Origin of the sequence: Bradyrhizobium sp. 172 (genome assembly GCF_023101065.1) — a bacterium.
Classification (GTDB): Bacteria; Pseudomonadota; Alphaproteobacteria; order Rhizobiales; family Xanthobacteraceae; genus Bradyrhizobium; species Bradyrhizobium canariense_D.
Genome location: NZ_CP064701.1, coordinates 5,791,596 through 5,818,594, shown reverse-complemented (window position 1 = coordinate 5,818,594; position 26,999 = coordinate 5,791,596). Strand labels below are relative to the sequence as shown.

Sequence of the window (26,999 nt, the reverse complement as noted above, 5' to 3'; positions counted from 1 at the left end):
GGGGGCCGACATTGACGGGGAAGAATTTCGCGCCGATTTACAGCGCTTATTTCCTTGATGAGGACGGACATATCCAGATGCGAGTTGATTTGGTTTGCGCGGACATCGGGGCGGCCGAAGAAACGGCCAAGCAGTTGGTTGACGGTCACGACGTGGAGCTATGGGACGGCGACCGAAAGGTGGCGACTTTCAGCCGCGAAGACTGAGCCGACACTCAGCGGGCGCCTTCGTGAAGCCTATCGCCGGAATGAATGCTCGATCTCGCGCAGCATAGCCAAGGCCTGGTCAGTATAGCGTCCTTGGGACAGTTGTTGGTCTGCGAGACTGGCGGCCGCCAGTACAAGAGCAGCTATGGCCACGCCCTTGATCATGGGCTCTTCCGCTTTTGCGTCACCACTCGCAAGGGAATGTTGTGCAAATTAGCGCGGCCTCGCACGGCCGGTTCTGTCCTGCCGAGTGCGTGAGCGATCTCGTCGGGTCGGCACCCAGCCGCCGCCATCGCCAGCAGTTGTTGATGCTCCTCCGGCGGCCACCTTCGGATTAACGGATAGCGTGACTGTGCCATCGCTCCAGCGTCCCCAGCCCGTTGCCAATTTATCCTCGGCTGAGTCGCGCTTTAACCTATGATAGCCAAGCACCGAGGCGAGCGCATGGCGCCGGACTGGGCGAGCACAGGACCTGGGCATGGATGCAGGCTCCACGGAGGCGTAAGCCGGTAGTTTTCCGGGCTGTAGATTTTTCGCCGGCCTTAATGATTCGAGCGAATGATCGCTCTGATGATTGGAGACCTCGACCATCAAGCAGAAGCCATCGCCGCGATGCAGAAGGCGATCGCCGCGACCTGTCCCGCCGAGCGGTCGAAGTGGTTGCGGGTCGCTTTGGCTTGGAAGCATCTTGCAGACTTGGCGAATGGCAAGGTGGCAGCGTGAAGTTTGCAGCCAATCGCCTGTTCGCCGATCCGGAAGCCGCTGCCCGCCAGCTCGCCGCCAGCATCGAGCCGGTCCAGGACGGCTGCATCCACATCGAGAAGATCAACGCGACGTTCATGTTCACGCTGGGTGGCAGCGGCAGCCAGTTCGGCGCTGGCCTCCGATACGCGATCGAGAAGGGCTGGCTCGATCTTCACGAAAGCGGACCTATGTGCGGCTGCTGGTGCCTGGCGAGGGCCTGCTCGGTGGTCAGTAGATCAGGGCGGAAGACAGCCAGACTGTCAGGCACGCGCAGAGAGCAATTCCCAGATACGGCAATGCGATGCGCATCGAATATCCTCCGAGACGCTTCCAATGCCGTGATCATCGCATATTCGCGAGTCCGCGCCTAGGCGCTTAGTTAGACGCGCTAACAAGACAGGCGGGGCGCAACACGCCCGCTTTAATCCGTCACGCGGACCCACCTGACAGGCTCGTTCAGACAGTGCGCGCGCACCATCGTGCGAGGGAGCCCGGCCGGGGTGTAGCCGCCATGGGCCGTCGCCCACACCTCCGCAACTACAGGGGTTGACAGGGACCCGGCGCGTTCTCCGGCCTGTCGTTCCCCCGTGCAGGCTGGGACTCCGCCTCCTGCCAGTGGAGTGAACCTTTATGTAGCCGGCTCAGACCAACGAATGTCCGGGATCTTGCTGATCCCTCTCGGGGCTGGAACGCCGCCGCCTGCGCTTCATTTCAAGCGGGCGGCGTTTTCATGAGGAAAGCCTATGGTACGCGCGCACCCCCAGCTTTGGTGCGGAATTCAGTATCTATTCTGACTGAACAAGCGCCTAGTCATTCGATCACCGGCCCATCACGGCATCTATCGGTGACTGAGAGCTGCTCGTGCTCCCGCCCTACGCGGAGCCACCCTATGCCAACCAGAAAAAAACAAACCATTCCCCTGACAACGCGACTTGCTCAATTGGCGGAGGAAGCCCGCCGCCGCGCCGAGGCGGCCCCGCCCGGAGCGAAGCGCGAAACTCTCCTGAAAGCGGCGCGCATAAGCGAAACCGCCCTCCAGCTCCAGCAATGGATTAGCTCACCTGGATTGAGAGCACCGAGCTAACGGCAAGGGCCGTTTTCTTTGCCTCACTGTGACGGCCTGGCTGGCCCCCGACCAGCCAAGGCGCACGGCCAACGGGCCGGAACGATCCGCCAGCAGCGCAATTGCTCCCTGAGTAGGAGTTGCGTCATGCGTCATGCGCCGTCGATCGTGCCGCTGGATCGGCTCGACCGGGATGTTTACCTGGTGCTGGAGGACTTCGGCGCGCGCGCTGGCTGCTCCTGGGGCGAGACCGACGAGCAGGACACCGACGTCGAGACGATCATCCGCGACCTGCTGTCTGGCCAGTATGCCTATCCGGTCAGGATCGTCGCTTTCAACGCCATTGAGGGCTGGTCTTGGGATGCCACCAGCGAGGTCGCCGATGAGCTTGCCGAGCGAACCGGCGACCATTGCGTCGAGATCACGCCGGCCTTGCAGGCGTTCATCGAGGAAAACGCGACCCGTCCGTTCGGTATCCAATTGGCGCTGCCCCTGCATGGAGCCGCTTGAGCATGGTGCGCCTGAACCCCGCCGAGCAGATCGAGCAGAGCTACGACCTCGCCATGATGGCGGTTGCGGACTACCTGACGAAAGAGCACGACGCGGCGACCACCATCGATCGGCTGATCCGCATCCTTGACCGCGACAGCCTGCGGGACGCCATCACCGAGGTCCTGGTCGATGCACGGGTGCATCCGAGGCCAAGATCGGATGCTCCGAAGGTTGATCCATGAACTGCGCCGCCTGCGAAGACACCGGCTGGGTATGCGAAGCCCACCCAGACCGCCCTTGGGATGGGCCACACGCCTGCGGCTGCGGCGCAGCCGGGGACCCTTGCCCCCGCTGCAATGCTTCCTCGGAAGCCGACCGACCTCGACCACCTGCCGGCTTTCGGTTCAGCTTCGGCCTACCGGCGGACTTGGCCCGGTTCTTCCGGAAGAGATAGGCCGCCGAGTTCTCGGCCGAAGGCCGATGCTCAATCATCGACGGCGAGATCGTAAATGGCGGTTGATGTCGGTAAGAGTGATGTGGCGCAAAACGCGGGCTTGGTCCGGGCCGCCGACGAGAGTTGCGGCCTGCACACTGTCTCTATTTTTCACAATATCAGGGACACCGGCCTTCCGAGCTACCAGTCGCCACTTTCGTCGATACTCCGCTGTCGACCACGGCAGCCCTGTCACGTCGTTTATGACAATTGGACCAACTCGTTCATTGACCAGGCGGATTACCTCATCTTGGCCGCCCAGCTCATCGAGGATCATTGGAGCCGTTCTTAGATCAGCTTCCATGCGCTTACCTGCCGATCCAGTGGTGTGGCGCAAAACCAGGTTCTTATCGATGTGCGACCAGCACAGGCCTCTGACCCACTTCTTCCCATGCCAGATCACGTCAGACTCGTCGGGCTCCGCGATTGGCACCCATTCCCCGATCACATCCTTCTGGCTGAGCCTCAGCTCAAACTGCAGCGCCTGAGCAAGAGCGATGGAGTACCACCCAAAATGCGCCCGAGCCTCGGCTCGGATCGCCTTCACATGATCGGACGTCAATTGTACGAGGCGGGGTCCCTGGGTGCGAAAACGGCTTTCGCGCAGGATTTCCAGCAAACGTAAACAGTCGTCGTCCTCTAAAACAATGAACCCGAACCTGAAAAGCGTGCGGAGCCGGGCGATCAGTGCGTGCCCCGCAGCGATCCTGCCGCCGGAAGACCAATCCTTGTACCAAGCCGTCAGCGTTTTCGACTTAACGCCTCGGAGCTGAAGGTGCCCGTGTTTCTCGCTGATGCGCTCCATCAGGCGATCCTGTTTGACGCGAGCTTGGTATCCGAGTTTTTGAAAGGGAGAGTGCGTATCAGTTCGATACAGCGCGATGATTTTTTTTAGCGTGTAGCCCATTGGGTGCTTCGAGGCTCCTAGTTGTGGATATACATCGCTACAATCAGGGCAACCAGCGCAACCGCACCGATGATGCCGACAACTCCTTGCGCAGATACGGCGGTACCGAAAAACCTTATTTCGAGTCGCTGGGGATGAGCCAAGTTGGTTCTCCTGTTTTCCCCGACTCGGTCGCCGAGCGGGATGTGCAGGCATTGGCTCTACCTTGACGACCGGCGACAAGGGCGACCGGCATCCTATCGGAAAGTGATTTAAAATCAGAAGTTTAGATGACGTGAGTTGTCATGCACGCTCTTGGGAAAAAACCGCTGATGATCGGGGTACTCGGTCGCTATGGCCTCAAGCCACTGACATTGCAGAAAAATCGGTGCGCAGTTTTGAAAACGTGGGGCAGGATCGTCAACGTGGACGGTTGCAGACTCGCAAACAGACGCCCATTCAATAGGTTAGTAGTGTTCAGCGGTTTTTCTGCCCGGCGCCGCGTTGATGGCGGGATTGCGCGCATTCATTCTCAGGCAGAAACCTTCTACCTGCGTAATCCCCGCGTACTTCACGAGCTGCACCGGCCGCGTTGATCCTTCCGTCACCGGCTCGCGCCGGCCGTCACGGCCGACGCTGAAGCGCTCGACGATGCCGGCCGGCAGGATGCGCTCTCCTTACCCGATCTCGCTGAGCTCGTGGCCGGCCTCCCGCAGCTCATCCGGCAGCATTGCCCCCGGCAAGCACTCGAACCGAACCTCGGCGTCACCTCGGACCGACGTCACCCAGCCTTGTCGCTCGCTGATGAGCTGGTTGATCTCGTCGAACCTGTCCTTGAGGTCGGCGACCGTGCCCGCGCAGACGACGTGAGGCCGCCTAGTACGGCAGAAGCCGTAGGGGCGCTATGGCGGCGCGGCGCGCGATATAGCAGTCCGATCAATCGAACGCATGTAGCCCCACCGCGCAGGGCGGCGCAAACGCTTTTCACCACGCTGGCGTCGAGTAGTCGAGCGCCACGCGTCTGCCTTCGTACCATCCCCAATCGGACGGCTTCGGCTCAAAAGGGCAGCTGTCTTCACCCGGCAAATAGTCCCACTCCTCGCAAACTTCCAAATATTCTTCCTCGCTCATGTACTCCGTGGTCGGCTCGGCGGCGGCCATGATTATCAGAAAGCCCCACGGGGAGACCCAAATCACAGGGCACAGCATTCGTCGGCGGTGCGCGCCGACGGATCGATAGAGCTTTGCTTCGTATCTGTTGCAGGCGCGACCCTGCGCGTTACGCGCAAACTTCAAGGCCCATGGGCCGATCACAATGACTGGCTGCCTGAAGGCACTCGAGCGAGAAGCTGATCATATTTTGTGGCACTTCCTGTAGGTGCTGCGGCTTGGCAACAATCTCTCACCCAGCGCGGGATCACCGATCAGTCGCAAGCCACCTGAAAGCCACCGCTCCCCATCGAGCGAAGTCGATCAACGATAACTCGGCGCGCCAGTCGTTATGCTGCTTGCTGCCATACAGGTAGAGGTGCGGTTGGTAGTAAAGGCCTTCCTCATCCGGGTTCATGGCCGCCTCGGGGATCACGACATCAAATCGGATGTCGGTTGCATGAATGATCTTGTTGCAGGCCTCTCGCAGGCTGAGCACCTCGACCTTCCATGGATCGGTCGCCCAGTTTGGAAAAAGCTTCCCGCAATCTTTCTGCTGGTTTGTTGATCCTTGCGGATGTTGATCGAAACGGATGCGCAAGCCAGTGGCGCACGAGATCAAAATCCGCGTGACTTCGGACTTGAAAAAACCTCCCTGCATCATTGCGATGGCGGGCGAGTTGAGGCCGTGGCTCGCCAACTCGGGAGATGCCGTGAATGCAAAGCAGCCGGTAAAGGTCGAGCACGAACGCTCCCGGCTCAATGGCGTGCGGCTGCTTCTCTCTGCTGAAGTACAGGTGTTCTTCCGCCATCGGTCACCGCTTGCGCCTGATCTGCCAATGATAGACGATTCGTCCTCATCAGCGCGGAACCGGCTGGAAGGGACGCTGGACGGACACAAGCTAGCGTTTTCAGCGTGATCTCAATGGGTTAGATATGACCCCATTCTCCCACAAGGGGAGAAGGAAGCCCCCATCCGCCAACGCGGGGTTAGGCCACGGACACCAAGAATTCCGCAGAAAAGTGTCGGGGGAAACGTAGGTAGCGCTCTCCTGACTCGGACCCCCGACGCTGGTCGTCGACGGGTTACGCAGGGGGCGTTGTCGCTAATACCGACGAGTATGACCGTCGTGTCCTCCATCGTCCTCTTCGGCTTGCGATCGATGTGCCCGCCTTGCTGGGCAAGCTTCAGTCGTACACGACCTGCTACAATCGCTTCAGGCCGACAGCGGAGACAAGCGACGAACAGCGCGATGTCTGGATCCGTGCGCAAAGTTCCGTTGTGCACGCCGATCTAGCCGGCTTGACCTCTTCCGCATCAGCCACGCGTTCGCTGAGAGGTCGGCTTAAACTCCACGACCTCGTGCTGGTCGCACGGATTAGCTCGCTCATTTTTCTTGACGATTAGCTGAAGCTCGAGAGCCTCGAAGGCGAGTTCATCCGCCAAGCGCTTAAACAGCTCGCGCTTTTCTATGTCCGTCGCCTGCTGACTCATCAGCATAAACTCTCTGGCGTCAGCGCGGACCTTTTCCAAACGTCGTCGGAGGTCCTTCATGTGTGCCGGCTTAGCTTTTAAACTTATCCTTGGCCCGAACAAATCAGTTTGCTGGTTCGGATCCACCCGGAGTCAACTGCCGAAACTCGATACTGGTTCTATGCGGACCGCCAAATTTGCCGCTCATCGTGCTGCGATATTTGGCCACGCTCAATGACCCAGCCCCTCGGGATTGCGGGCTGAGGACGGCCGTCTTGGCTGATGAGCCATCCCTGTCCGGCTCTCGCCGGATGATGCATAGAACTAGCATACCTGAAGGGGCATGAATGTTCGAAAGCGCACAGACGCGACTGTTGCGCCGGACTAGGCTGCGATTGATCCTGGACGCTCGCAAAGCGCTCGGGGCCCAACGGCCTTGGGGAGATGCGAAAATGTGCCGGCTGCGCTGAAGCGGCTCCGTCCGCGAACGCAGTGTTGCCGGTTGCGTGCCGGGTATGAGGCAGGAGTAACCTCGGCAGATTCTAGATTCCAACGATGGTCGTCCCTCGTGCGTGCTGCCCTTCTCATTGTGGGAATATGGCTACTGGTGAACGTTCTGTTCGTTGTAGTTGTCCTGCCCTCGCGCAGACCGGCACCTACTAGGCGAGCAGGAACTCCATCTCCGGTGACGATCAACACAACGGCTGGTCGTTCGGACGATCACGACCCACCACTCCTGCAGCGCGGGATGACGCCGGTTGCAATCAGAGTTGTTTTCGTCGTCCTCCTCCGTCCAGTCCTTCGAGCGTGGAATGCGGTTAGGCGGCACTTCAGAGGGCACCACGACTAGATGCGGGCCATCGCGCGCTTGAGATTCTCGTCGATGTCTTCACTGCGCCCCCGAGCGATTCAGCGAGACCATCAGATTGCAAGTGCGCTCGCTATGGCCATGCCTCCAAGCATGGTCATGACCCGCGTTTGAACGATGATGTGAAAAGCTCAGAGCCCAAGGGCAGCAGTCGGCGCCAGCATTCCCATCCCGAAATGCCTCAATCGGCGCTCAATTGGTCTGCCGCTTTTGGGCTGAAGCCGATCAGGAAATCGTCCAAATTTCGGCCGCCTCGAAGCTGCGGTCGCAGCCATCTAGGCAGCCTGCCGCGACCCGACCATGTCTCCGCTGGGTTCCTCGGATTGCGATATTTAGGACGAACGGGCGGGTATGGACGGCGCTTGCGATTAAACCGCGTGGCCTCGTTAGCCAGTCCAATCCTGTGGAGCCGTTCCTCCAAACGTGCTTTTTGCATCAACATTTTCTGAGTGAGTTTGGCGGCGACCTCTTGGTGAAATATCCAGAGCTCGTCAACGGAGAGCGAATTGAAATGCGCGGTGTTCATGGCTCCATCCCTAATCTTGGGCAGAAGGCCCAGGCAGACAAGTCGGGAATCCGGGAGCAGACAAGCCCTCAGTGAAATATTGATCGTGCAATCCACATTTAATACGAGAGGTAGCAGGGAGAAAGGCGCGACAGTGGTAATATCGTGGCGGAGTATTTAAATCGCCGCGCGGGGTAGCCACGTCTCGTGACCTCCACAAACTCACCCTCGGCCAGTGCTCGGGGACGAGCGCAAAGATGGCGATCGACCGGACGGCGGCGCGGACGGCTCGATGAATCGCGCTGCCTCGTGACCGGCATATTAATCAGGCAGCCAAGAGTACAATTAATTAATTCATCGCGCCGCCCGATTTAAGCCGCATGGGAGCCGTTGTCGCCGCTAAGGTTCGAGCGGGGGTGGGGCGCACCCGGGAGTTTTCGATGTCCGGTCATTTGCGATTATACTTCGCCAGTGTGGTGCTTGTCGGAGGTTTATCGGCGGCGCCTGCGTCTTCCAACCCTCTTGCCGACTTCTTCAATACTGCCACGCCCCAACCCACGGTAATCTCTCCGCCGCAAGCGGAATGCGTGCCGCGTCCCGGTACCTCGACCACTGGTGGACAGCATTGGGTCTACCGAATGGACGGTCGCCGCAAATGCTGGTTCCTGGCCGAGGGCGTCGCGACGGTGAAGAAGCCCATTCGGGCTCGCATGGCCAAAGACCGCAGCGCCAGTTTGGACGAGAACGGGACGAGGTGGAGCGCGGTCGTTGATGCGCGCGCGGAGGTGCTGCGCTCCGCACCGCCCGAGCAATCTCAGCCGCCTGTACCCGAAATGAAGGTAGCTGATGCCGCTTCCAATCTCGGCACGGGGTCGGCGGCCCCCATTGTCGATCTTCCCAACCAGATCACCTCCGAACACTCCGCACCGGGCCAAGTCGACGTTGGGCAGCTTCTCGCCGACGCACCTCAAGATATGCCGCTGGGCGCGCGCACTGCAGAGGCGCACGGCGAAGCGCGCAGCTGGACGGCCTGGTTCGGTGTACTGCTGATGACGCTTGGTGGCCTCTCGCTCTTAAGCTCGAGCCGCACGCTTCGGCATGCGTGGAGATTACGTTAGCTTAGATGCGAGGTACAGTCGCCGCGCAATCAATGGATTCCACAAGCTGGTATAGCCGAACTGCCACACGTACAAAGATTCCGTGCGCCACACCTAGTTTGGCACCGCCTTAGACGGACATTCGAGTACGATGACCGTCGCCTTTGGGATCGGACTGCATTATGCGGTACAAGGTGTTCGTGGTGGACGGCAGCCGGCAAGTGATCTGCGCTGCAAAGCTCGACTGCATTGATGAGCAGACGGCGAGACGCCGAGCCGAGCAAATGCATGACGAGCACGACGTTGAGCTTTGGCAAGGCGATCGACTCGTTGCTGTGTTCCGAAGTGCAACGTCGAATGAAGGTCGGAGCTAACGCGCGATCCTGAATAGACGGCCGGTCTCGCCGCCGAGTTAGTTCGAGCATTGTGAGGCACCCCGGCCTGGCTGGTTGCCGACATGTCGCAGCGACGTCGTCACCGAGGCTCGCTACTGCGGTCCCGGCGGTCTCTAAACGGCTCTTGCTCTGCCGCTCGCTTTGGTACGCCGTCTTCTTGTTCTTGCTTCTACATGTCGGAGCTTACTTCGAAGCTTCTCCACCTCTCTAAGCTCCTCCAGAAGCGCCCGGTGCCGTTCGTTCAGAACAGCACTAGAAAAAATCTGACGCGTACTCGACATCACATGCCTCAGAAAATGATTTGAAATAAGAAGTCGACGAAAGCGAAAGAAAGAACACTCGACCGAAGCTCAATGAGCTGAAGCCGCAGCCGCCAGATGCTCCCAGTACTCTGCCTCTGCAAGCAGTTTCCAGCTTCTCTCAGGTTGGAGTGCGGCGGTCTGTCGGCACAGCAGCGCCATTGCACGCAGGCGGCGGGCAGCTTCCATTTCGACCTCCCATGTTTTCCCCCAACATATTTTTCGTTTTTGCGATGGAGTCATCATGATTATATGACATAATCAAATTTCTCATTTAATGGCGGTCAATTTGGTTCCATTTGTAAGCCGACCGGGAACTGCTTTCGGTTTAAGCTTCACATGGATTTCGAATGCTTGCTCGCCGGCCCCCGCTGCGCGGTAAAGCGAACGAGAAACTGCGCGGGACGGCAGCACGAGATGCGAAGCTTCATGCGCGAGCATCGCAATGTCAGAAATCCCAACCGAGGACTCTTCTCTCCGCCCGCCAAGGCACGTGCCCCGGCTACCGAGCCAATAACCCTGCAGTTGGGTTGCGTCAGCGGTCTGGCTACGCGCTTCGCTCTTGGAGCGCACCACCCTTGAGTCCCGCGATGGTCTCACACTCTGGAACGTGGGCCCCGGCGACAAGGATGGCTACTGCCCCCCATGACGATGACCAGCATCACATTGAAAGCCAAGTTCGCCACGTCACGGCGGGCGGACCTGGATCGCGTCGGGTGCGTAAGTTAATAATCACGCGCGACGCATTGCGAGGCTGTTGCTTTCATGCCTCGTCTTCGCAGATAGGCTGAGTTTGGCTCCAGTTGGCTCCCTGCGACTGTCGATCTACGCGAAGCAATGACCATGTCGCGGACCGAGTGCATGTGGGTAAATGCCGTAAAATTCCGGGGTCGCCTCGCAAGGAGTGGCGCAAGGGCCTCCTTCTTCTTGATTTTGATGCATTAATCATTAAATGCGGCGTATAATAAATAAATAGACGGGCGCTTTAATTTAAAATAGGTTTGATTTAAACGGGGAGTGGATGATCGTGACGCTTCTTGGCTACGGTGGTCGCTTCTGAAGTGGCGAATATTGCAAAATCAATAATTGCCAAACGTGGCGGCCAAGCACCAGCCACGATGGGCAAGGGGGGATACCGCTAGATCTTTCGCGTAACTTGGCAGCAGTTGATGGAGCTGCGGTGGGCGGACCTATCGCCGTTCGAGCGAGCGCTACCAATTTGCACGAATTGATTTTGCGGCGACGCTCTCTGCTCTGCATTGGCAGGCGAGGTTGCGAATGACGTGCACGCATTTTTTAGCAATGTTCACTCGGGCTCGGGAAATTTCGAATTCTTCTCCGTCAATTTTCGATTTTTCGATCCAGCCAAGTTTGCGGTTTGCAAACATGGCAGCTGTCAGGCGCGCGACCGTGCACACGACATTCGCTCGCAAGCTCGGAGCGGCTCTAGCCCTAAACAGGCTTGAGCGGCACGAAGCGCTGAGCAGGACGATAGGCATGCTGAGCAGCTCGGCATCGTTCTTCAGCATAGGCAAGGCAACGGCCGATCATCCCCGCGCCATTGTGCAATTTGTGCCGGTCCGTGAATGCGGACGGCGCATCACCCAGAGGATTTAAGCTATGGCGACGCAGGCAACGGGCGGCGGCAGCACGGTTTCGTTCGGCAATACTCCGCAAGCCAACACGGACATTTTCTCATTTGCGGAAGACGCGAGCAACATTCTCATCTTGAACGTGCTGGCAAATGATCTTGGGGGCGCGGCCAAGACGCTGTTCTCCCTGGACGACGGAACGAGCACCTCTGCGTCCACCAAGAACTACGCCCCTGCGGATTTGCTGGTCAAAGATCTGGCGTACAGCAGTGACGCTGCCGGAATGGTCGGTACCGGTGACCGCAGCGCGCTCGGTGCGCGCATCTGGATCGAGTCGGACGGCACCGTTCATTACGATAAGGGCGACATCAACACTCAGCTTCAGGCGCTGGCGGCCGGGCAAACGCTGACTGATACGTTCACCTACGCGATCCAGCTGGGCAACGGCACGCTCAGTTGGGCGACGGTGACGCTCCAGTTCAATGGCGCAAACGACTCCGTCTCTATCACATCGAGTCCGCAGAGCGGCTCGGTGGTAGAAGACGCGAACATCACGCCGTATCCCTCGGATTCGCAGAGCGCGGCCGGCACCATCAGCTTCAACGACGCCGATCTCAGCGACACCCATTCGGCCACGTTCGCGGCGGCCGCTTCCAACACCACTGCGCTCGGCACTTTCTCGCTCGACCCGGTCGGCGAGGCGCCCAATGCCGCCAACGGCTCGGTGCAGTGGCACTATGCGCTTAACAATTCGGCCGCCCAGTATCTAGCCGCAGGTCAGAGCGTCACCGAGAGCTTCGTGGTGACCGTCAACGACGGCCACGGCTCGACGGCTACCCAGACGGTGACGGTGACCACCACCGGCACCAACGACAATGCGGTGATCACGGTTGGCGCCGGCAATAGCGCCAGCGGCGCGGTGACTGAGGACGCCCATCCGACCAGCGAGACCGCGAGCGGTATGCTGTCGTTCAGCGACGTCGACCTTTCCGACACCCACAGCGTCACCAGTGTGACTCCGTCGGCCGGGGCGCTCGGGATGCTGACGGCGTCGGTCACCACCGACGACTCGCACAGCACCGGCACCGGCGGGGTGATCACCTGGAACTACTCGGTTGCCGACAGCGCGGTCCAATATCTGGCGCAGGGCCAGACCAAGACCGAGACCTTCGCGGTCCATCTGTTTGACGGCACCTCGACGGTCGACAAGATCGTCACCGTCACGATCACGGGCACCAACGACGCGCCGGTGATCACGAGCTCGGCGCAGGCCGGCTCGGTTCAGGAAGACACGACGCTGACGGCGACGGGTCAGGTGACGTCGAGCGACGTCGACCATGGCGCGACGGCGGCCTACAGCGGCGGCGCGACGGGGACGTATGGCAGCTTTGCGGTCAACGCCGCGACGGGTGTCTGGACCTACACGCTGGACAACGCCACCCACCAGGATCTGGCGGCGGGCGAGAGCCACACTGAAACCTTCACGGTTACCGTGACGGACGACAAGGGCGCGACCGCGACCCAGGACGTTGTGATCACGATCACGGGCACCAACGACGCGCCGGTGATCACGAGCTCGGCGCAGGCCGGCTCGGTTCAGGAAGACACGACGCTGACGGCGACGGGTCAGGTGACGTCGAGCGACGTCGACCATGGCGCGACGGCGGCCTACAGCGGCGGCGCGACGGGGACGTATGGCAGCTTTGCGGTCAACGCCGCGACGGGTGTCTGGACCTACACGCTGGACAACGCCACCCACCAGGATCTGGCGGCGGGCGAGAGCCACACTGAAACCTTCACGGTTACCGTGACGGACGACAAGGGCGCGACCGCGACCCAGGACGTTGTGATCACGATCACGGGCACCAACGACGCGCCGGTGATCACGAGCTCGGCGCAGGCCGGCTCGGTTCAGGAAGACACGACGCTGACGGCGACGGGTCAGGTGACGTCGAGCGACGTCGACCATGGCGCGACGGCGGCCTACAGCGGCGGCGCGACGGGGACGTATGGCAGCTTTGCGGTCAACGCCGCGACGGGTGTCTGGACCTACACGCTGGACAACGCCACCCACCAGGATCTGGCGGCGGGCGAGAGCCACACTGAAACCTTCACGGTTACCGTGACGGACGACAAGGGCGCGACCGCGACCCAGGACGTTGTGATCACGATCACGGGCACCAACGACGCGCCGGTGATCACGAGCTCGGCGCAGGCCGGCTCGGTTCAGGAAGACACGACGCTGACGGCGACGGGTCAGGTGACGTCGAGCGACGTCGACCATGGCGCGACGGCGGCCTACAGCGGCGGCGCGACGGGGACGTATGGCAGCTTTGCGGTCAACGCCGCGACGGGTGTCTGGACCTACACGCTGGACAACGCCACCCACCAGGATCTGGCGGCGGGCGAGAGCCACACTGAAACCTTCACGGTTACCGTGACGGACGACAAGGGCGCGACCGCGACCCAGGACGTTGTGATCACGATCACGGGCACCAACGACGCGCCGGTGATCACGAGCTCGGCGCAGGCCGGCTCGGTTCAGGAAGACACGACGCTGACGGCGACGGGTCAGGTGACGTCGAGCGACGTCGACCATGGCGCGACGGCGGCCTACAGCGGCGGCGCGACGGGGACGTATGGCAGCTTTGCGGTCAACGCCGCGACGGGTGTCTGGACCTACACGCTGGACAACGCCACCCACCAGGATCTGGCGGCGGGCGAGAGCCACACTGAAACCTTCACGGTTACCGTGACGGACGACAAGGGCGCGACCGCGACCCAGGACGTTGTGATCACGATCACGGGCACCAACGACGCGCCGGTGATCACGAGCTCGGCGCAGGCCGGCTCGGTTCAGGAAGACACGACGCTGACGGCGACGGGTCAGGTGACGTCGAGCGACGTCGACCATGGCGCGACGGCGGCCTACAGCGGCGGCGCGACGGGGACGTATGGCAGCTTTGCGGTCAACGCCGCGACGGGTGTCTGGACCTACACGCTGGACAACGCCACCCACCAGGATCTGGCGGCGGGCGAGAGCCACACTGAAACCTTCACGGTTACCGTGACGGACGACAAGGGCGCGACCGCGACCCAGGACGTTGTGATCACGATCACGGGCACCAACGACGCGCCGGTGATCACGAGCTCGGCGCAGGCCGGCTCGGTTCAGGAAGACACGACGCTGACGGCGACGGGTCAGGTGACGTCGAGCGACGTCGACCATGGCGCGACGGCGGCCTACAGCGGCGGCGCGACGGGGACGTATGGCAGCTTTGCGGTCAACGCCGCGACGGGTGTCTGGACCTACACGCTGGACAACGCCACCCACCAGGATCTGGCGGCGGGCGAGAGCCACACTGAAACCTTCACGGTTACCGTGACGGACGACAAGGGCGCGACCGCGACCCAGGACGTTGTGATCACGATCACGGGCACCAACGACGCGCCGGTGATCACGAGCTCGGCGCAGGCCGGCTCGGTTCAGGAAGACACGACGCTGACGGCGACGGGTCAGGTGACGTCGAGCGACGTCGACCATGGCGCGACGGCGGCCTACAGCGGCGGCGCGACGGGGACGTATGGCAGCTTTGCGGTCAACGCCGCGACGGGTGTCTGGACCTACACGCTGGACAACGCCACCCACCAGGATCTGGCGGCGGGCGAGAGCCACACTGAAACCTTCACGGTTACCGTGACGGACGACAAGGGCGCGACCGCGACCCAGGACGTTGTGATCACGATCACGGGCACCAACGACGCGCCGGTGATCACGAGCTCGGCGCAGGCCGGCTCGGTTCAGGAAGACACGACGCTGACGGCGACGGGTCAGGTGACGTCGAGCGACGTCGACCATGGCGCGACGGCGGCCTACAGCGGCGGCGCGACGGGGACGTATGGCAGCTTTGCGGTCAACGCCGCGACGGGTGTCTGGACCTACACGCTGGACAACGCCACCCACCAGGATCTGGCGGCGGGCGAGAGCCACACTGAAACCTTCACGGTTACCGTGACGGACGACAAGGGCGCGACCGCGACCCAGGACGTTGTGATCACGATCACGGGCACCAACGACGCGCCGGTGATCACGAGCTCGGCGCAGGCCGGCTCGGTTCAGGAAGACACGACGCTGACGGCGACGGGTCAGGTGACGTCGAGCGACGTCGACCATGGCGCGACGGCGGCCTACAGCGGCGGCGCGACGGGGACGTATGGCAGCTTTGCGGTCAACGCCGCGACGGGTGTCTGGACCTACACGCTGGACAACGCCACCCACCAGGATCTGGCGGCGGGCGAGAGCCACACTGAAACCTTCACGGTTACCGTGACGGACGACAAGGGCGCGACCGCGACCCAGGACGTTGTGATCACGATCACGGGCACCAACGACGCGCCGGTGATCACGAGCTCGGCGCAGGCCGGCTCGGTTCAGGAAGACACGACGCTGACGGCGACGGGTCAGGTGACGTCGAGCGACGTCGACCATGGCGCGACGGCGGCCTACAGCGGCGGCGCGACGGGGACGTATGGCAGCTTTGCGGTCAACGCCGCGACGGGTGTCTGGACCTACACGCTGGACAACGCCACCCACCAGGATCTGGCGGCGGGCGAGAGCCACACTGAAACCTTCACGGTTACCGTGACGGACGACAAGGGCGCGACCGCGACCCAGGACGTTGTGATCACGATCACGGGCACCAACGACGCGCCGGTGATCACGAGCTCGGCGCAGGCCGGCTCGGTTCAGGAAGACACGACGCTGACGGCGACGGGTCAGGTGACGTCGAGCGACGTCGACCATGGCGCGACGGCGGCCTACAGCGGCGGCGCGACGGGGACGTATGGCAGCTTTGCGGTCAACGCCGCGACGGGTGTCTGGACCTACACGCTGGACAACGCCACCCACCAGGATCTGGCGGCGGGCGAGAGCCACACTGAAACCTTCACGGTTACCGTGACGGACGACAAGGGCGCGACCGCGACCCAGGACGTTGTGATCACGATCACGGGCACCAACGACGCGCCGGTGATCACGAGCTCGGCGCAGGCCGGCTCGGTTCAGGAAGACACGACGCTGACGGCGACGGGTCAGGTGACGTCGAGCGACGTCGACCATGGCGCGACGGCGGCCTACAGCGGCGGCGCGACGGGGACGTATGGCAGCTTTGCGGTCAACGCCGCGACGGGTGTCTGGACCTACACGCTGGACAACGCCACCCACCAGGATCTGGCGGCGGGCGAGAGCCACACTGAAACCTTCACGGTTACCGTGACGGACGACAAGGGCGCGACCGCGACCCAGGACGTTGTGATCACGATCACGGGCACCAACGACGCGCCGGTGATCACGAGCTCGGCGCAGGCCGGCTCGGTTCAGGAAGACACGACGCTGACGGCGACGGGTCAGGTGACGTCGAGCGACGTCGACCATGGCGCGACGGCGGCCTACAGCGGCGGCGCGACGGGGACGTATGGCAGCTTTGCGGTCAACGCCGCGACGGGTGTCTGGACCTACACGCTGGACAACGCCACCCACCAGGATCTGGCGGCGGGCGAGAGCCACACTGAAACCTTCACGGTTACCGTGACGGACGACAAGGGCGCGACCGCGACCCAGGACGTTGTGATCACGATCACGGGCACCAACGACGCGCCGGTGATCACGAGCTCGGCGCAGGCCGGCTCGGTTCAGGAAGACACGACGCTGACGGCGACGGGTCAGGTGACGTCGAGCGACGTCGACCATGGCGCGACGGCGGCCTACAGCGGCGGCGCGACGGGGACGTATGGCAGCTTTGCGGTCAACGCCGCGACGGGTGTCTGGACCTACACGCTGGACAACGCCACCCACCAGGATCTGGCGGCGGGCGAGAGCCACACTGAAACCTTCACGGTTACCGTGACGGACGACAAGGGCGCGACCGCGACCCAGGACGTTGTGATCACGATCACGGGCACCAACGACGCGCCGGTGATCACGAGCTCGGCGCAGGCCGGCTCGGTTCAGGAAGACACGACGCTGACGGCGACGGGTCAGGTGACGTCGAGCGACGTCGACCATGGCGCGACGGCGGCCTACAGCGGCGGCGCGACGGGGACGTATGGCAGCTTTGCGGTCAACGCCGCGACGGGTGTCTGGACCTACACGCTGGACAACGCCACCCACCAGGATCTGGCGGCGGGCGAGAGCCACACTGAAACCTTCACGGTTACCGTGACGGACGACAAGGGCGCGACCGCGACCCAGGACGTTGTGATCACGATCACGGGCACCAACGACGCGCCGGTGATCACGAGCTCGGCGCAGGCCGGCTCGGTTCAGGAAGACACGACGCTGACGGCGACGGGTCAGGTGACGTCGAGCGACGTCGACCATGGCGCGACGGCGGCCTACAGCGGCGGCGCGACGGGGACGTATGGCAGCTTTGCGGTCAACGCCGCGACGGGTGTCTGGACCTACACGCTGGACAACGCCACCCACCAGGATCTGGCGGCGGGCGAGAGCCACACTGAAACCTTCACGGTTACCGTGACGGACGACAAGGGCGCGACCGCGACCCAGGACGTTGTGATCACGATCACGGGCACCAACGACGCGCCGGTGATCACGAGCTCGGCGCAGGCCGGCTCGGTTCAGGAAGACACGACGCTGACGGCGACGGGTCAGGTGACGTCGAGCGACGTCGACCATGGCGCGACGGCGGCCTACAGCGGCGGCGCGACGGGGACGTATGGCAGCTTTGCGGTCAACGCCGCGACGGGTGTCTGGACCTACACGCTGGACAACGCCACCCACCAGGATCTGGCGGCGGGCGAGAGCCACACTGAAACCTTCACGGTTACCGTGACGGACGACAAGGGCGCGACCGCGACCCAGGACGTTGTGATCACGATCACGGGCACCAACGACGCGCCGGTGATCACGAGCTCGGCGCAGGCCGGCTCGGTTCAGGAAGACACGACGCTGACGGCGACGGGTCAGGTGACGTCGAGCGACGTCGACCATGGCGCGACGGCGGCCTACAGCGGCGGCGCGACGGGGACGTATGGCAGCTTTGCGGTCAACGCCGCGACGGGTGTCTGGACCTACACGCTGGACAACGCCACCCACCAGGATCTGGCGGCGGGCGAGAGCCACACTGAAACCTTCACGGTTACCGTGACGGACGACAAGGGCGCGACCGCGACCCAGGACGTTGTGATCACGATCACGGGCACCAACGACGCGCCGGTGATCACGAGCTCGGCGCAGGCCGGCTCGGTTCAGGAAGACACGACGCTGACGGCGACGGGTCAGGTGACGTCGAGCGACGTCGACCATGGCGCGACGGCGGCCTACAGCGGCGGCGCGACGGGGACGTATGGCAGCTTTGCGGTCAACGCCGCGACGGGTGTCTGGACCTACACGCTGGACAACGCCACCCACCAGGATCTGGCGGCGGGCGAGAGCCACACTGAAACCTTCACGGTTACCGTGACGGACGACAAGGGCGCGACCGCGACCCAGGACGTTGTGATCACGATCACGGGCACCAACGACGCGCCGGTGATCACGAGCTCGGCGCAGGCCGGCTCGGTTCAGGAAGACACGACGCTGACGGCGACGGGTCAGGTGACGTCGAGCGACGTCGACCATGGCGCGACGGCGGCCTACAGCGGCGGCGCGACGGGGACGTATGGCAGCTTTGCGGTCAACGCCGCGACGGGTGTCTGGACCTACACGCTGGACAACGCCACCCACCAGGATCTGGCGGCGGGCGAGAGCCACACTGAAACCTTCACGGTTACCGTGACGGACGACAAGGGCGCGACCGCGACCCAGGACGTTGTGATCACGATCACGGGCACCAACGACGCGCCGGTGATCACGAGCTCGGCGCAGGCCGGCTCGGTTCAGGAAGACACGACGCTGACGGCGACGGGTCAGGTGACGTCGAGCGACGTCGACCATGGCGCGACGGCGGCCTACAGCGGCGGCGCGACGGGGACGTATGGCAGCTTTGCGGTCAACGCCGCGACGGGTGTCTGGACCTACACGCTGGACAACGCCACCCACCAGGATCTGGCGGCGGGCGAGAGCCACACTGAAACCTTCACGGTTACCGTGACGGACGACAAGGGCGCGACCGCGACCCAGGACGTTGTGATCACGATCACGGGCACCAACGACGCGCCGGTGATCACGAGCTCGGCGCAGGCCGGCTCGGTTCAGGAAGACACGACGCTGACGGCGACGGGTCAGGTGACGTCGAGCGACGTCGACCATGGCGCGACGGCGGCCTACAGCGGCGGCGCGACGGGGACGTATGGCAGCTTTGCGGTCAACGCCGCGACGGGTGTCTGGACCTACACGCTGGACAACGCCACCCACCAGGATCTGGCGGCGGGCGAGAGCCACACTGAAACCTTCACGGTTACCGTGACGGACGACAAGGGCGCGACCGCGACCCAGGACGTTGTGATCACGATCACGGGCACCAACGACGCGCCGGTGATCACGAGCTCGGCGCAGGCCGGCTCGGTTCAGGAAGACACGACGCTGACGGCGACGGGTCAGGTGACGTCGAGCGACGTCGACCATGGCGCGACGGCGGCCTACAGCGGCGGCGCGACGGGGACGTATGGCAGCTTTGCGGTCAACGCCGCGACGGGTGTCTGGACCTACACGCTGGACAACGCCACCCACCAGGATCTGGCGGCGGGCGAGAGCCACACTGAAACCTTCACGGTTACCGTGACGGACGACAAGGGCGCGACCGCGACCCAGGACGTTGTGATCACGATCACGGGCACCAACGACGCGCCGGTGATCACGAGCTCGGCGCAGGCCGGCTCGGTTCAGGAAGACACGACGCTGACGGCGACGGGTCAGGTGACGTCGAGCGACGTCGACCATGGCGCGACGGCGGCCTACAGCGGCGGCGCGACGGGGACGTATGGCAGCTTTGCGGTCAACGCCGCGACGGGTGTCTGGACCTACACGCTGGACAACGCCACCCACCAGGATCTGGCGGCGGGCGAGAGCCACACTGAAACCTTCACGGTTACCGTGACGGACGACAAGGGCGCGACCGCGACCCAGGACGTTGTGATCACGATCACGGGCACCAACGACGCGCCGGTGATCACGAGCTCGGCGCAGGCCGGCTCGGTTCAGGAAGACACGACGCTGACGGCGACGGGTCAGGTGACGTCGAGCGACGTCGACCATGGCGCGACGGCGGCCTACAGCGGCGGCGCGACGGGGACGTATGGCAGCTTTGCGGTCAACGCCGCGACGGGTGTCTGGACCTACACGCTGGACAACGCCACCCACCAGGATCTGGCGGCGGGCGAGAGCCACACTGAAACCTTCACGGTTACCGTGACGGACGACAAGGGCGCGACCGCGACCCAGGACGTTGTGATCACGATCACGGGCACCAACGACGCGCCGGTGATCACGAGCTCGGCGCAGGCCGGCTCGGTTCAGGAAGACACGACGCTGACGGCGACGGGTCAGGTGACGTCGAGCGACGTCGACCATGGCGCGACGGCGGCCTACAGCGGCGGCGCGACGGGGACGTATGGCAGCTTTGCGGTCAACGCCGCGACGGGTGTCTGGACCTACACGCTGGACAACGCCACCCACCAGGATCTGGCGGCGGGCGAGAGCCACACTGAAACCTTCACGGTTACCGTGACGGACGACAAGGGCGCGACCGCGACCCAGGACGTTGTGATCACGATCACGGGCACCAACGACGCGCCGGTGATCACGAGCTCGGCGCAGGCCGGCTCGGTTCAGGAAGACACGACGCTGACGGCGACGGGTCAGGTGACGTCGAGCGACGTCGACCATGGCGCGACGGCGGCCTACAGCGGCGGCGCGACGGGGACGTATGGCAGCTTTGCGGTCAACGCCGCGACGGGTGTCTGGACCTACACGCTGGACAACGCCACCCACCAGGATCTGGCGGCGGGCGAGAGCCACACTGAAACCTTCACGGTTACCGTGACGGACGACAAGGGCGCGACCGCGACCCAGGACGTTGTGATCACGATCACGGGCACCAACGACGCGCCGGTGATCACGAGCTCGGCGCAGGCCGGCTCGGTTCAGGAAGACACGACGCTGACGGCGACGGGTCAGGTGACGTCGAGCGACGTCGACCATGGCGCGACGGCGGCCTACAGCGGCGGCGCGACGGGGACGTATGGCAGCTTTGCGGTCAACGCCGCGACGGGTGTCTGGACCTACACGCTGGACAACGCCACCCACCAGGATCTGGCGGCGGGCGAGAGCCACACTGAAACCTTCACGGTTACCGTGACGGACGACAAGGGCGCGACCGCGACCCAGGACGTTGTGATCACGATCACGGGCACCAACGACGCGCCGGTGATCACGAGCTCGGCGCAGGCCGGCTCGGTTCAGGAAGACACGACGCTGACGGCGACGGGTCAGGTGACGTCGAGCGACGTCGACCATGGCGCGACGGCGGCCTACAGCGGCGGCGCGACGGGGACGTATGGCAGCTTTGCGGTCAACGCCGCGACGGGTGTCTGGACCTACACGCTGGACAACGCCACCCACCAGGATCTGGCGGCGGGCGAGAGCCACACTGAAACCTTCACGGTTACCGTGACGGACGACAAGGGCGCGACCGCGACCCAGGACGTTGTGATCACGATCACGGGCACCAACGACGCGCCGGTGATCACGAGCTCGGCGCAGGCCGGCTCGGTTCAGGAAGACACGACGCTGACGGCGACGGGTCAGGTGACGTCGAGCGACGTCGACCATGGCGCGACGGCGGCCTACAGCGGCGGCGCGACGGGGACGTATGGCAGCTTTGCGGTCAACGCCGCGACGGGTGTCTGGACCTACACGCTGGACAACGCCACCCACCAGGATCTGGCGGCGGGCGAGAGCCACACTGAAACCTTCACGGTTACCGTGACGGACGACAAGGGCGCGACCGCGACCCAGGACGTTGTGATCACGATCACGGGCACCAACGACGCGCCGGTGATCGTCGCTGGTCATACGCTGAACTACACCGAAAACCAGGCCGCCACCGCGATCGACCCGGCGCTGACGGTGTCCGACGTCGACAATGCCAATCTGGCCTCGGCGACGGTGCAGATCACCGGCAATTACGTCAACGGCCAGGATGTGCTGGGCTTTACCAACCAGAACGGCATCACCGGGTCGTTCAACGCGGCGACCGGCACGCTCACTTTGACCGGGTCATCCAGCGTCGCGAACTACCAGACCGCGCTGGACTCGGTGACCTACTTCAACACCAGTGATAACCCGTCGGGCCTGGCCCGCACTGTCACCATCATCACCAATGACGGGGCCGCCAACAGCGTGGCCGTGACCGATACGATCAATGTGACGCCGGTCAACGACGCGCCAGTGGTTGTCGCTGGTCATACGCTGAACTACACGGAGAACCAGGCCGCCACCGCGATCGACGGCGCCATTACCGTGTCCGACGTCGACAGCGCCAATCTGGCCTCGGCGACTGTGCAGATCACCGGCAATTACGTCAACGGCCAGGATGTGCTGGGCTTTACCAACCAGAACGGCATCGCCGGATCGTTCAATGCGGCGACCGGCATGCTGACCCTGACCGGTTCTTCCAGCGTCGCGAACTACCAGACCGCGCTGGATTCGGTGACGTACTTCAACTCGAGCGACAACCCGTCGGGCGCTATCCGTACCATCAGCTATCAGGTTGATGACGGGCAGGCGGCAAACCACGCCAGCAACGTCGTTACCTCGACGGTGTCGGTGACGGCGGTGAATGACGGACCTACGAACACCATGCCGGCCAGCTACACCTCGAACGAGGATACCTCGGTCAAGCTGAGTGGCCTGTCTGTCACGGATATCGATTCAGGTGCAAACAACATCACGGTCACGCTGGCGGTCGCCAGCGGCACGATCACGGCCGCCACTGCGGGAAGCGTCACCGTGACCGGCTCCGGGACTGGCAGCATTGTACTGACTGGGACCGTGGCCAACATCAATACCTACCTAGCAACCGTCGCCAACCAGCCGACCTACGTGCCGGTGGCCAATGCCAATGGTGCGATATCCCTCACCATGACGACCAGTGATCAGGGCTTCACCGGCACGGGCGGCACGCTGACCGACACCGACAGCATCAATATCAACATCACGGCAGTGAACGATGGACCCACGAACACCCTGCCGGCCAGCTACACCACGAACGAGGATACCTCGGTCAAGCTGAGCGGCCTATCTGTCACGGATATCGATTCAGGTGCAAACAACATCAGCGTCACGCTGGCGGTCGCCAGCGGCACGATCACGGCCGCCACTGCGGGAAGCGTTACCGTGACGGGTTCCGGGACTGGCAGTATTGTACTGACTGGGACCGTGGCCAACATCAACACCTACCTGGCAACCGTCGCCAACCAGCCGACCTACGTGCCGGTGGCCAATGCCAACGGCGCGGTGTCCCTCACCATGACTACCAGTGATCAGGGCTTCACCGGCACTGGCGGCACGCTGACCGACACCGACAGCATCAACATCAACATCACGGCGGTTAACGACGCGCCGGTGAACACAGTTCCCGGTACGCAAGAAGTGCTGCACGACGCCAACCTTTCCATCACCGGAATGTCGATCAGCGATGTGGATGCCGGCGGCGCGGTAAATATCACGACGAACCTGTCGGTTCTACACGGCACGTTGACGATAGCGTCAGCCGGAGGGGCGCTGGTATCGGGCAGCGGCACCGGATCGGTGACGCTGACCGGAACGGTGGCACAGATCAACACGACATTGGCAGCGGCCAACAACGTCGTCTACAAAGGTGTGGCCAATTTCGTCGGCAGCGACACGTTGACGGTACTCACCAACGATCACGGCAATACAGGGACAGGTGGGAATCTGACTGACACCGACGCCGTGACCATCAACGTCGAGAGCAACAACCCAGGTACACTGACGACTAGTCCGACCGACGTCATCTTCTACGCCAGCGGCACGAACACCCTAAATGGAACAAATGCGACCTTGAACGGTACAGATAGCATAACCGGTGGGACCGGCACGGACACGCTTATCCTCACCGGTGGCTCCCCTCTCGCCACATTTGGTGCCGGAAACATTGTTCTCACAAACTTTGAAGTCTTCAAAATTGTCGACAGCAACAGTGGAAACCATACCAACAACATCACATTCCTTTCGGGTTTCCAAAACAATGGGACATTGACTGTCGACGGTTCCGGAATCGGCGGTAATGGGAAGCTCAATCTGCAAGCAAGCACTGTCACTTCAGGAGCTTTTGTTGTCATCGGCGGAGACAACGACGACATTATCAACACTGGCTCCGGCGACGACACAATCACCGGAGGTCCGGGCAACGACACCCTTACTGGCGGCGGCGGCAACGACACGTTCAACGTCAATTCCGGCACGGACACCGTCACGGATCTTTCGGGTAGTGATGTACTCGTTGTAAGCGCAGGCGCAACGACCAACGCCACGGTATCAGCAGCATTTACCGCAACGTCTTCGACCAGCAACGCTGGTACGGCCAACCTGAGCAGCAACGGCTTTGCGGTTGACTTGAGCGCAGCGACCGGTGCCAACGGCTTCACGGTCACCAACACCGGCGCAGCGGCGGCCATCACCGGTTCAGCACAGAATGACACGCTGATTGGCGGCTCCGGAAATGACACGCTCGTCGGTGGCTCGGGTGCTGACAGCATTACTGGAGGCGCCGGCGCTGACACGATGACCGGTGGAGGCGGTATCGACACGTTCATCATCAACAGCACACAATCTCTCGGCATCGTTGGGGGCTCCGGAGATGTCGGTACAATTTCTGGCTATGACGTTATTACCGACTTCGCGACGGCATCTGACATCTTGAATTTGCAGGGGACGCCGGCGGCAGCAAGCAATACGACTGGCGTCAACGGCACCGACTCGGCCCTGACGATCGGCGGTAACAAAGTCAGTTCGCATGCTATTACAAATGGAATTATCACTTTCGATGATACAGGCACATATGCGACGGCGTTGAGTTTGACATCGACCGCGAATGTTGCCGCCGTCGTGGATTATCTGAACCGCAACGACATTGGCACCACTGGCACAACGGTGGCGTTCATAGCGACCATTGGTGGCACGGCCCACACCTACATTTACGAGCAACTGTCGACTGGCACTCCAGTAAGTTCGAGCGATTACCTTCTTGTAGACCTCCAAAATGTAACTTTGACCAGTGGCGGCACGAGCTTAAGCTCCTTGATTCCTACGCACGTCGCTCCGGCAGGCATTGCTGGCGAGGCCATCAATCTCGGTTTGACGAATCCTACGGAATTCGTCGGATCCATCACCGTGAGCATCGCCGGCGTTCCCGCTGGTTGGACCTTGAGTGAAGGCATCGACAATGGTGACGGCGCGTGGACCGTGCAAACCAATGATCTCAGCTCGCTAAATGTCACTGCTCCGAGCGGATATGTTGGTGCTACGGCACTGCATTTGACGGAGACTTGGACTAACGTGGGCGGTAGTGCCGGACGCGCATTTTTTACCGACAACGTTGAAGTCTATGCGCAGGGCTCCCCAATCTTTGCGCTCTCGGGCGACGACAACCTGACCGGCTCCAGTGGCCACGACATGTTCGTGTTCTCGCAGCCGATCGGTCATGACGTGATCTATAGCTTCGACGCCGCCTCGGATCAGATCGATCTGATCGGCTATGCCGACCTCACCGGCTTTGGCGACATCCAGTCGCATATGGTCAATGACGCCAACGGTAACGCGATGATCACGCTCGCCGATGGTCAGTCGATCACGCTGAATGGGGTCGATGCCTCGTCGCTCACGGCAAGCGACTTCATCTTCGATCAAACGCCGGTGACTGAAAACGCCGGGCACATGGTGATCAGTGATGGCGCGATCCTGCCGCTCTCCGGCACCATCGACAACATCGGCACGATCGAGTTGAACTCGACCGGAAGCGAGACCGATCTCGAACTCATCGAGCACGGCATCACGCTCCAGGGCCACGGGCAGGTCATCCTGTCCGACGATAGCGAGAACGTGATCACCGGAACGGTCTCCGACGTCACGCTGACGAACGTGGACAACACGATCTCCGGTGCCGGCCACCTCGGGGATGGGGTGATGGTGCTGGTCAATGAAGGCACGATCATCGCCACCGGCACCAATGCACTCGACATCGATACCGGATCTAACGCCGTCACCAACCCCGGCACGCTCGAGGCAACCGGAACCGGTGGACTGGAGGTCCACAGCGACCTCATCAACACCGGCGTGTTGTGGGCCAATGGCGGCAACGTCACAATCGATGGCAATGTCAGCGGTAACGGAACGGCTCAGATTAGCGGTTCGGCCACACTCGAATTCGGAGCGGCCTCATCTGCGAATGTAGCGCTTGATGCCCAAGCGACCGGGACAATCGTGCTCCATGACTCCTTCGACTTTAGCGGGGTCGTGTCCGGATTTAACGGCGATGACCACCTGGATCTCCTCGATGTGGCATTCGGGGCCGGCACGACCGCGAGCTATGTCGCAAATCAGGCTGGTGCTGGAGGAACCCTGTCGGTGACCGACGGAGTCCATACCGCCAATATTAACCTGTTGGGCCAGTACGACCCCGCGGGCTTCCAAACCGAGGCAGACAAGAACACGGGAACGCTCATCAGCTACCACGACCATCTGGCCTGATGCGCT

15 protein-coding genes are annotated in these 26,999 nt (G+C 62.5%); 7 read left to right on the top strand and 8 right to left on the bottom strand.

Features of this window, described 5'->3' with window-relative positions:
- The first annotated feature begins 11 nt into the window (after nt 1–11).
- Nucleotides 12–206, top strand: coding sequence for a hypothetical protein (locus tag IVB07_RS27900; RefSeq protein ID WP_247363545.1), 195 nt, complete (start codon nt 12–14; stop codon nt 204–206).
- A 30-nt stretch (nt 207–236) separates the two neighbouring features.
- Here the strand turns inward: IVB07_RS27900 and IVB07_RS40470 are convergent, their stop codons facing one another.
- On the bottom strand, nt 237–371 hold the full coding sequence (locus tag IVB07_RS40470; RefSeq protein ID WP_256465105.1) for a hypothetical protein: 135 nt from the start codon (nt 369–371) through the stop codon (nt 237–239).
- A 425-nt stretch (nt 372–796) separates the two neighbouring features.
- Nucleotides 797–1,126, bottom strand: a complete 330-nt coding sequence (locus IVB07_RS40765; RefSeq protein ID WP_346658302.1) for a hypothetical protein — start codon at nt 1,124–1,126, stop codon at nt 797–799.
- Between the two features lie 1,034 nt (nt 1,127–2,160).
- Here IVB07_RS40765 and IVB07_RS27885 point away from each other — a divergent pair.
- Nucleotides 2,161–2,523, top strand: a complete 363-nt coding sequence (locus IVB07_RS27885) for a hypothetical protein (RefSeq protein WP_247363543.1) — start codon at nt 2,161–2,163, stop codon at nt 2,521–2,523.
- 2 nt (nt 2,524–2,525) lie between these two features.
- The gene (locus IVB07_RS27880) at nt 2,526–2,747 is read left to right on the top strand and encodes a hypothetical protein (RefSeq protein WP_247363542.1); all 222 of its coding nucleotides are present in this window, start codon (nt 2,526–2,528) and stop codon (nt 2,745–2,747) included.
- A 246-nt stretch (nt 2,748–2,993) separates the two neighbouring features.
- Here the strand turns inward: IVB07_RS27880 and IVB07_RS27875 are convergent, their stop codons facing one another.
- Nucleotides 2,994–3,905: a hypothetical protein gene (locus IVB07_RS27875; protein ID WP_247363541.1), complete on the bottom strand. Its 912-nt coding sequence runs from the start codon at nt 3,903–3,905 to the stop codon at nt 2,994–2,996.
- A gap of 23 nt (nt 3,906–3,928) precedes the next feature.
- On the opposite strand from IVB07_RS27875, the gene IVB07_RS27870 reads away from it, so the two are divergent.
- Nucleotides 3,929–4,114 (top strand): hypothetical protein, encoded by a 186-nt coding sequence (locus tag IVB07_RS27870; protein ID WP_247363540.1) that lies wholly within the window; start codon nt 3,929–3,931, stop codon nt 4,112–4,114.
- Between the two features lie 754 nt (nt 4,115–4,868).
- Here IVB07_RS27870 and IVB07_RS27865 read toward each other — a convergent pair.
- A complete protein-coding gene (locus IVB07_RS27865) occupies nt 4,869–5,045 on the bottom strand; it encodes a hypothetical protein (protein ID WP_247363539.1) in 177 nt (58 codons plus the stop codon).
- A gap of 256 nt (nt 5,046–5,301) precedes the next feature.
- Nucleotides 5,302–5,634: a hypothetical protein gene (locus IVB07_RS27860; RefSeq protein WP_247363538.1), complete on the bottom strand. Its 333-nt coding sequence runs from the start codon at nt 5,632–5,634 to the stop codon at nt 5,302–5,304.
- On the opposite strand from IVB07_RS27860, the gene IVB07_RS27855 reads away from it, so the two are divergent.
- On the top strand, nt 5,627–5,953 hold the full coding sequence (locus IVB07_RS27855; protein WP_247363537.1) for a hypothetical protein: 327 nt from the start codon (nt 5,627–5,629) through the stop codon (nt 5,951–5,953). The genes IVB07_RS27860 and IVB07_RS27855 overlap by 8 nt on opposite strands.
- 398 nt (nt 5,954–6,351) lie before the next feature.
- Here IVB07_RS27855 and IVB07_RS27850 read toward each other — a convergent pair whose 3' ends face one another.
- Both IVB07_RS27850 and IVB07_RS27845 read right to left on the bottom strand, forming a co-directional pair.
- Nucleotides 6,352–6,588 (bottom strand): hypothetical protein, encoded by a 237-nt coding sequence (locus IVB07_RS27850; RefSeq protein ID WP_247363536.1) that lies wholly within the window; start codon nt 6,586–6,588, stop codon nt 6,352–6,354.
- Between the two features lie 968 nt (nt 6,589–7,556).
- Complete coding sequence (locus IVB07_RS27845; protein ID WP_247363535.1) at nt 7,557–7,901, bottom strand: H-NS histone family protein; 345 nt, start codon at nt 7,899–7,901, stop codon at nt 7,557–7,559.
- Between the two features lie 419 nt (nt 7,902–8,320).
- On the opposite strand from IVB07_RS27845, the gene IVB07_RS27840 reads away from it, so the two are divergent.
- Entirely contained in the window at nt 8,321–8,998 is a 678-nt protein-coding gene (locus IVB07_RS27840; protein ID WP_247363534.1) for a hypothetical protein, read from the top strand.
- A 1,884-nt stretch (nt 8,999–10,882) separates the two neighbouring features.
- On the opposite strand, the gene IVB07_RS27835 is transcribed toward IVB07_RS27840, so the two are convergent.
- The gene (locus IVB07_RS27835) at nt 10,883–11,200 is read right to left on the bottom strand and encodes a hypothetical protein (protein WP_247363533.1); all 318 of its coding nucleotides are present in this window, start codon (nt 11,198–11,200) and stop codon (nt 10,883–10,885) included.
- Nucleotides 11,201–11,291: 91 nt separating this feature from the next.
- Between IVB07_RS27835 and IVB07_RS27830 the strand changes: the two genes are divergently transcribed.
- Nucleotides 11,292–26,993, top strand: coding sequence for a VCBS domain-containing protein (locus tag IVB07_RS27830; RefSeq protein WP_247766775.1), 15,702 nt, complete (start codon nt 11,292–11,294; stop codon nt 26,991–26,993).
- The last annotated feature ends 6 nt before the right edge of the window (nt 26,994–26,999 follow it).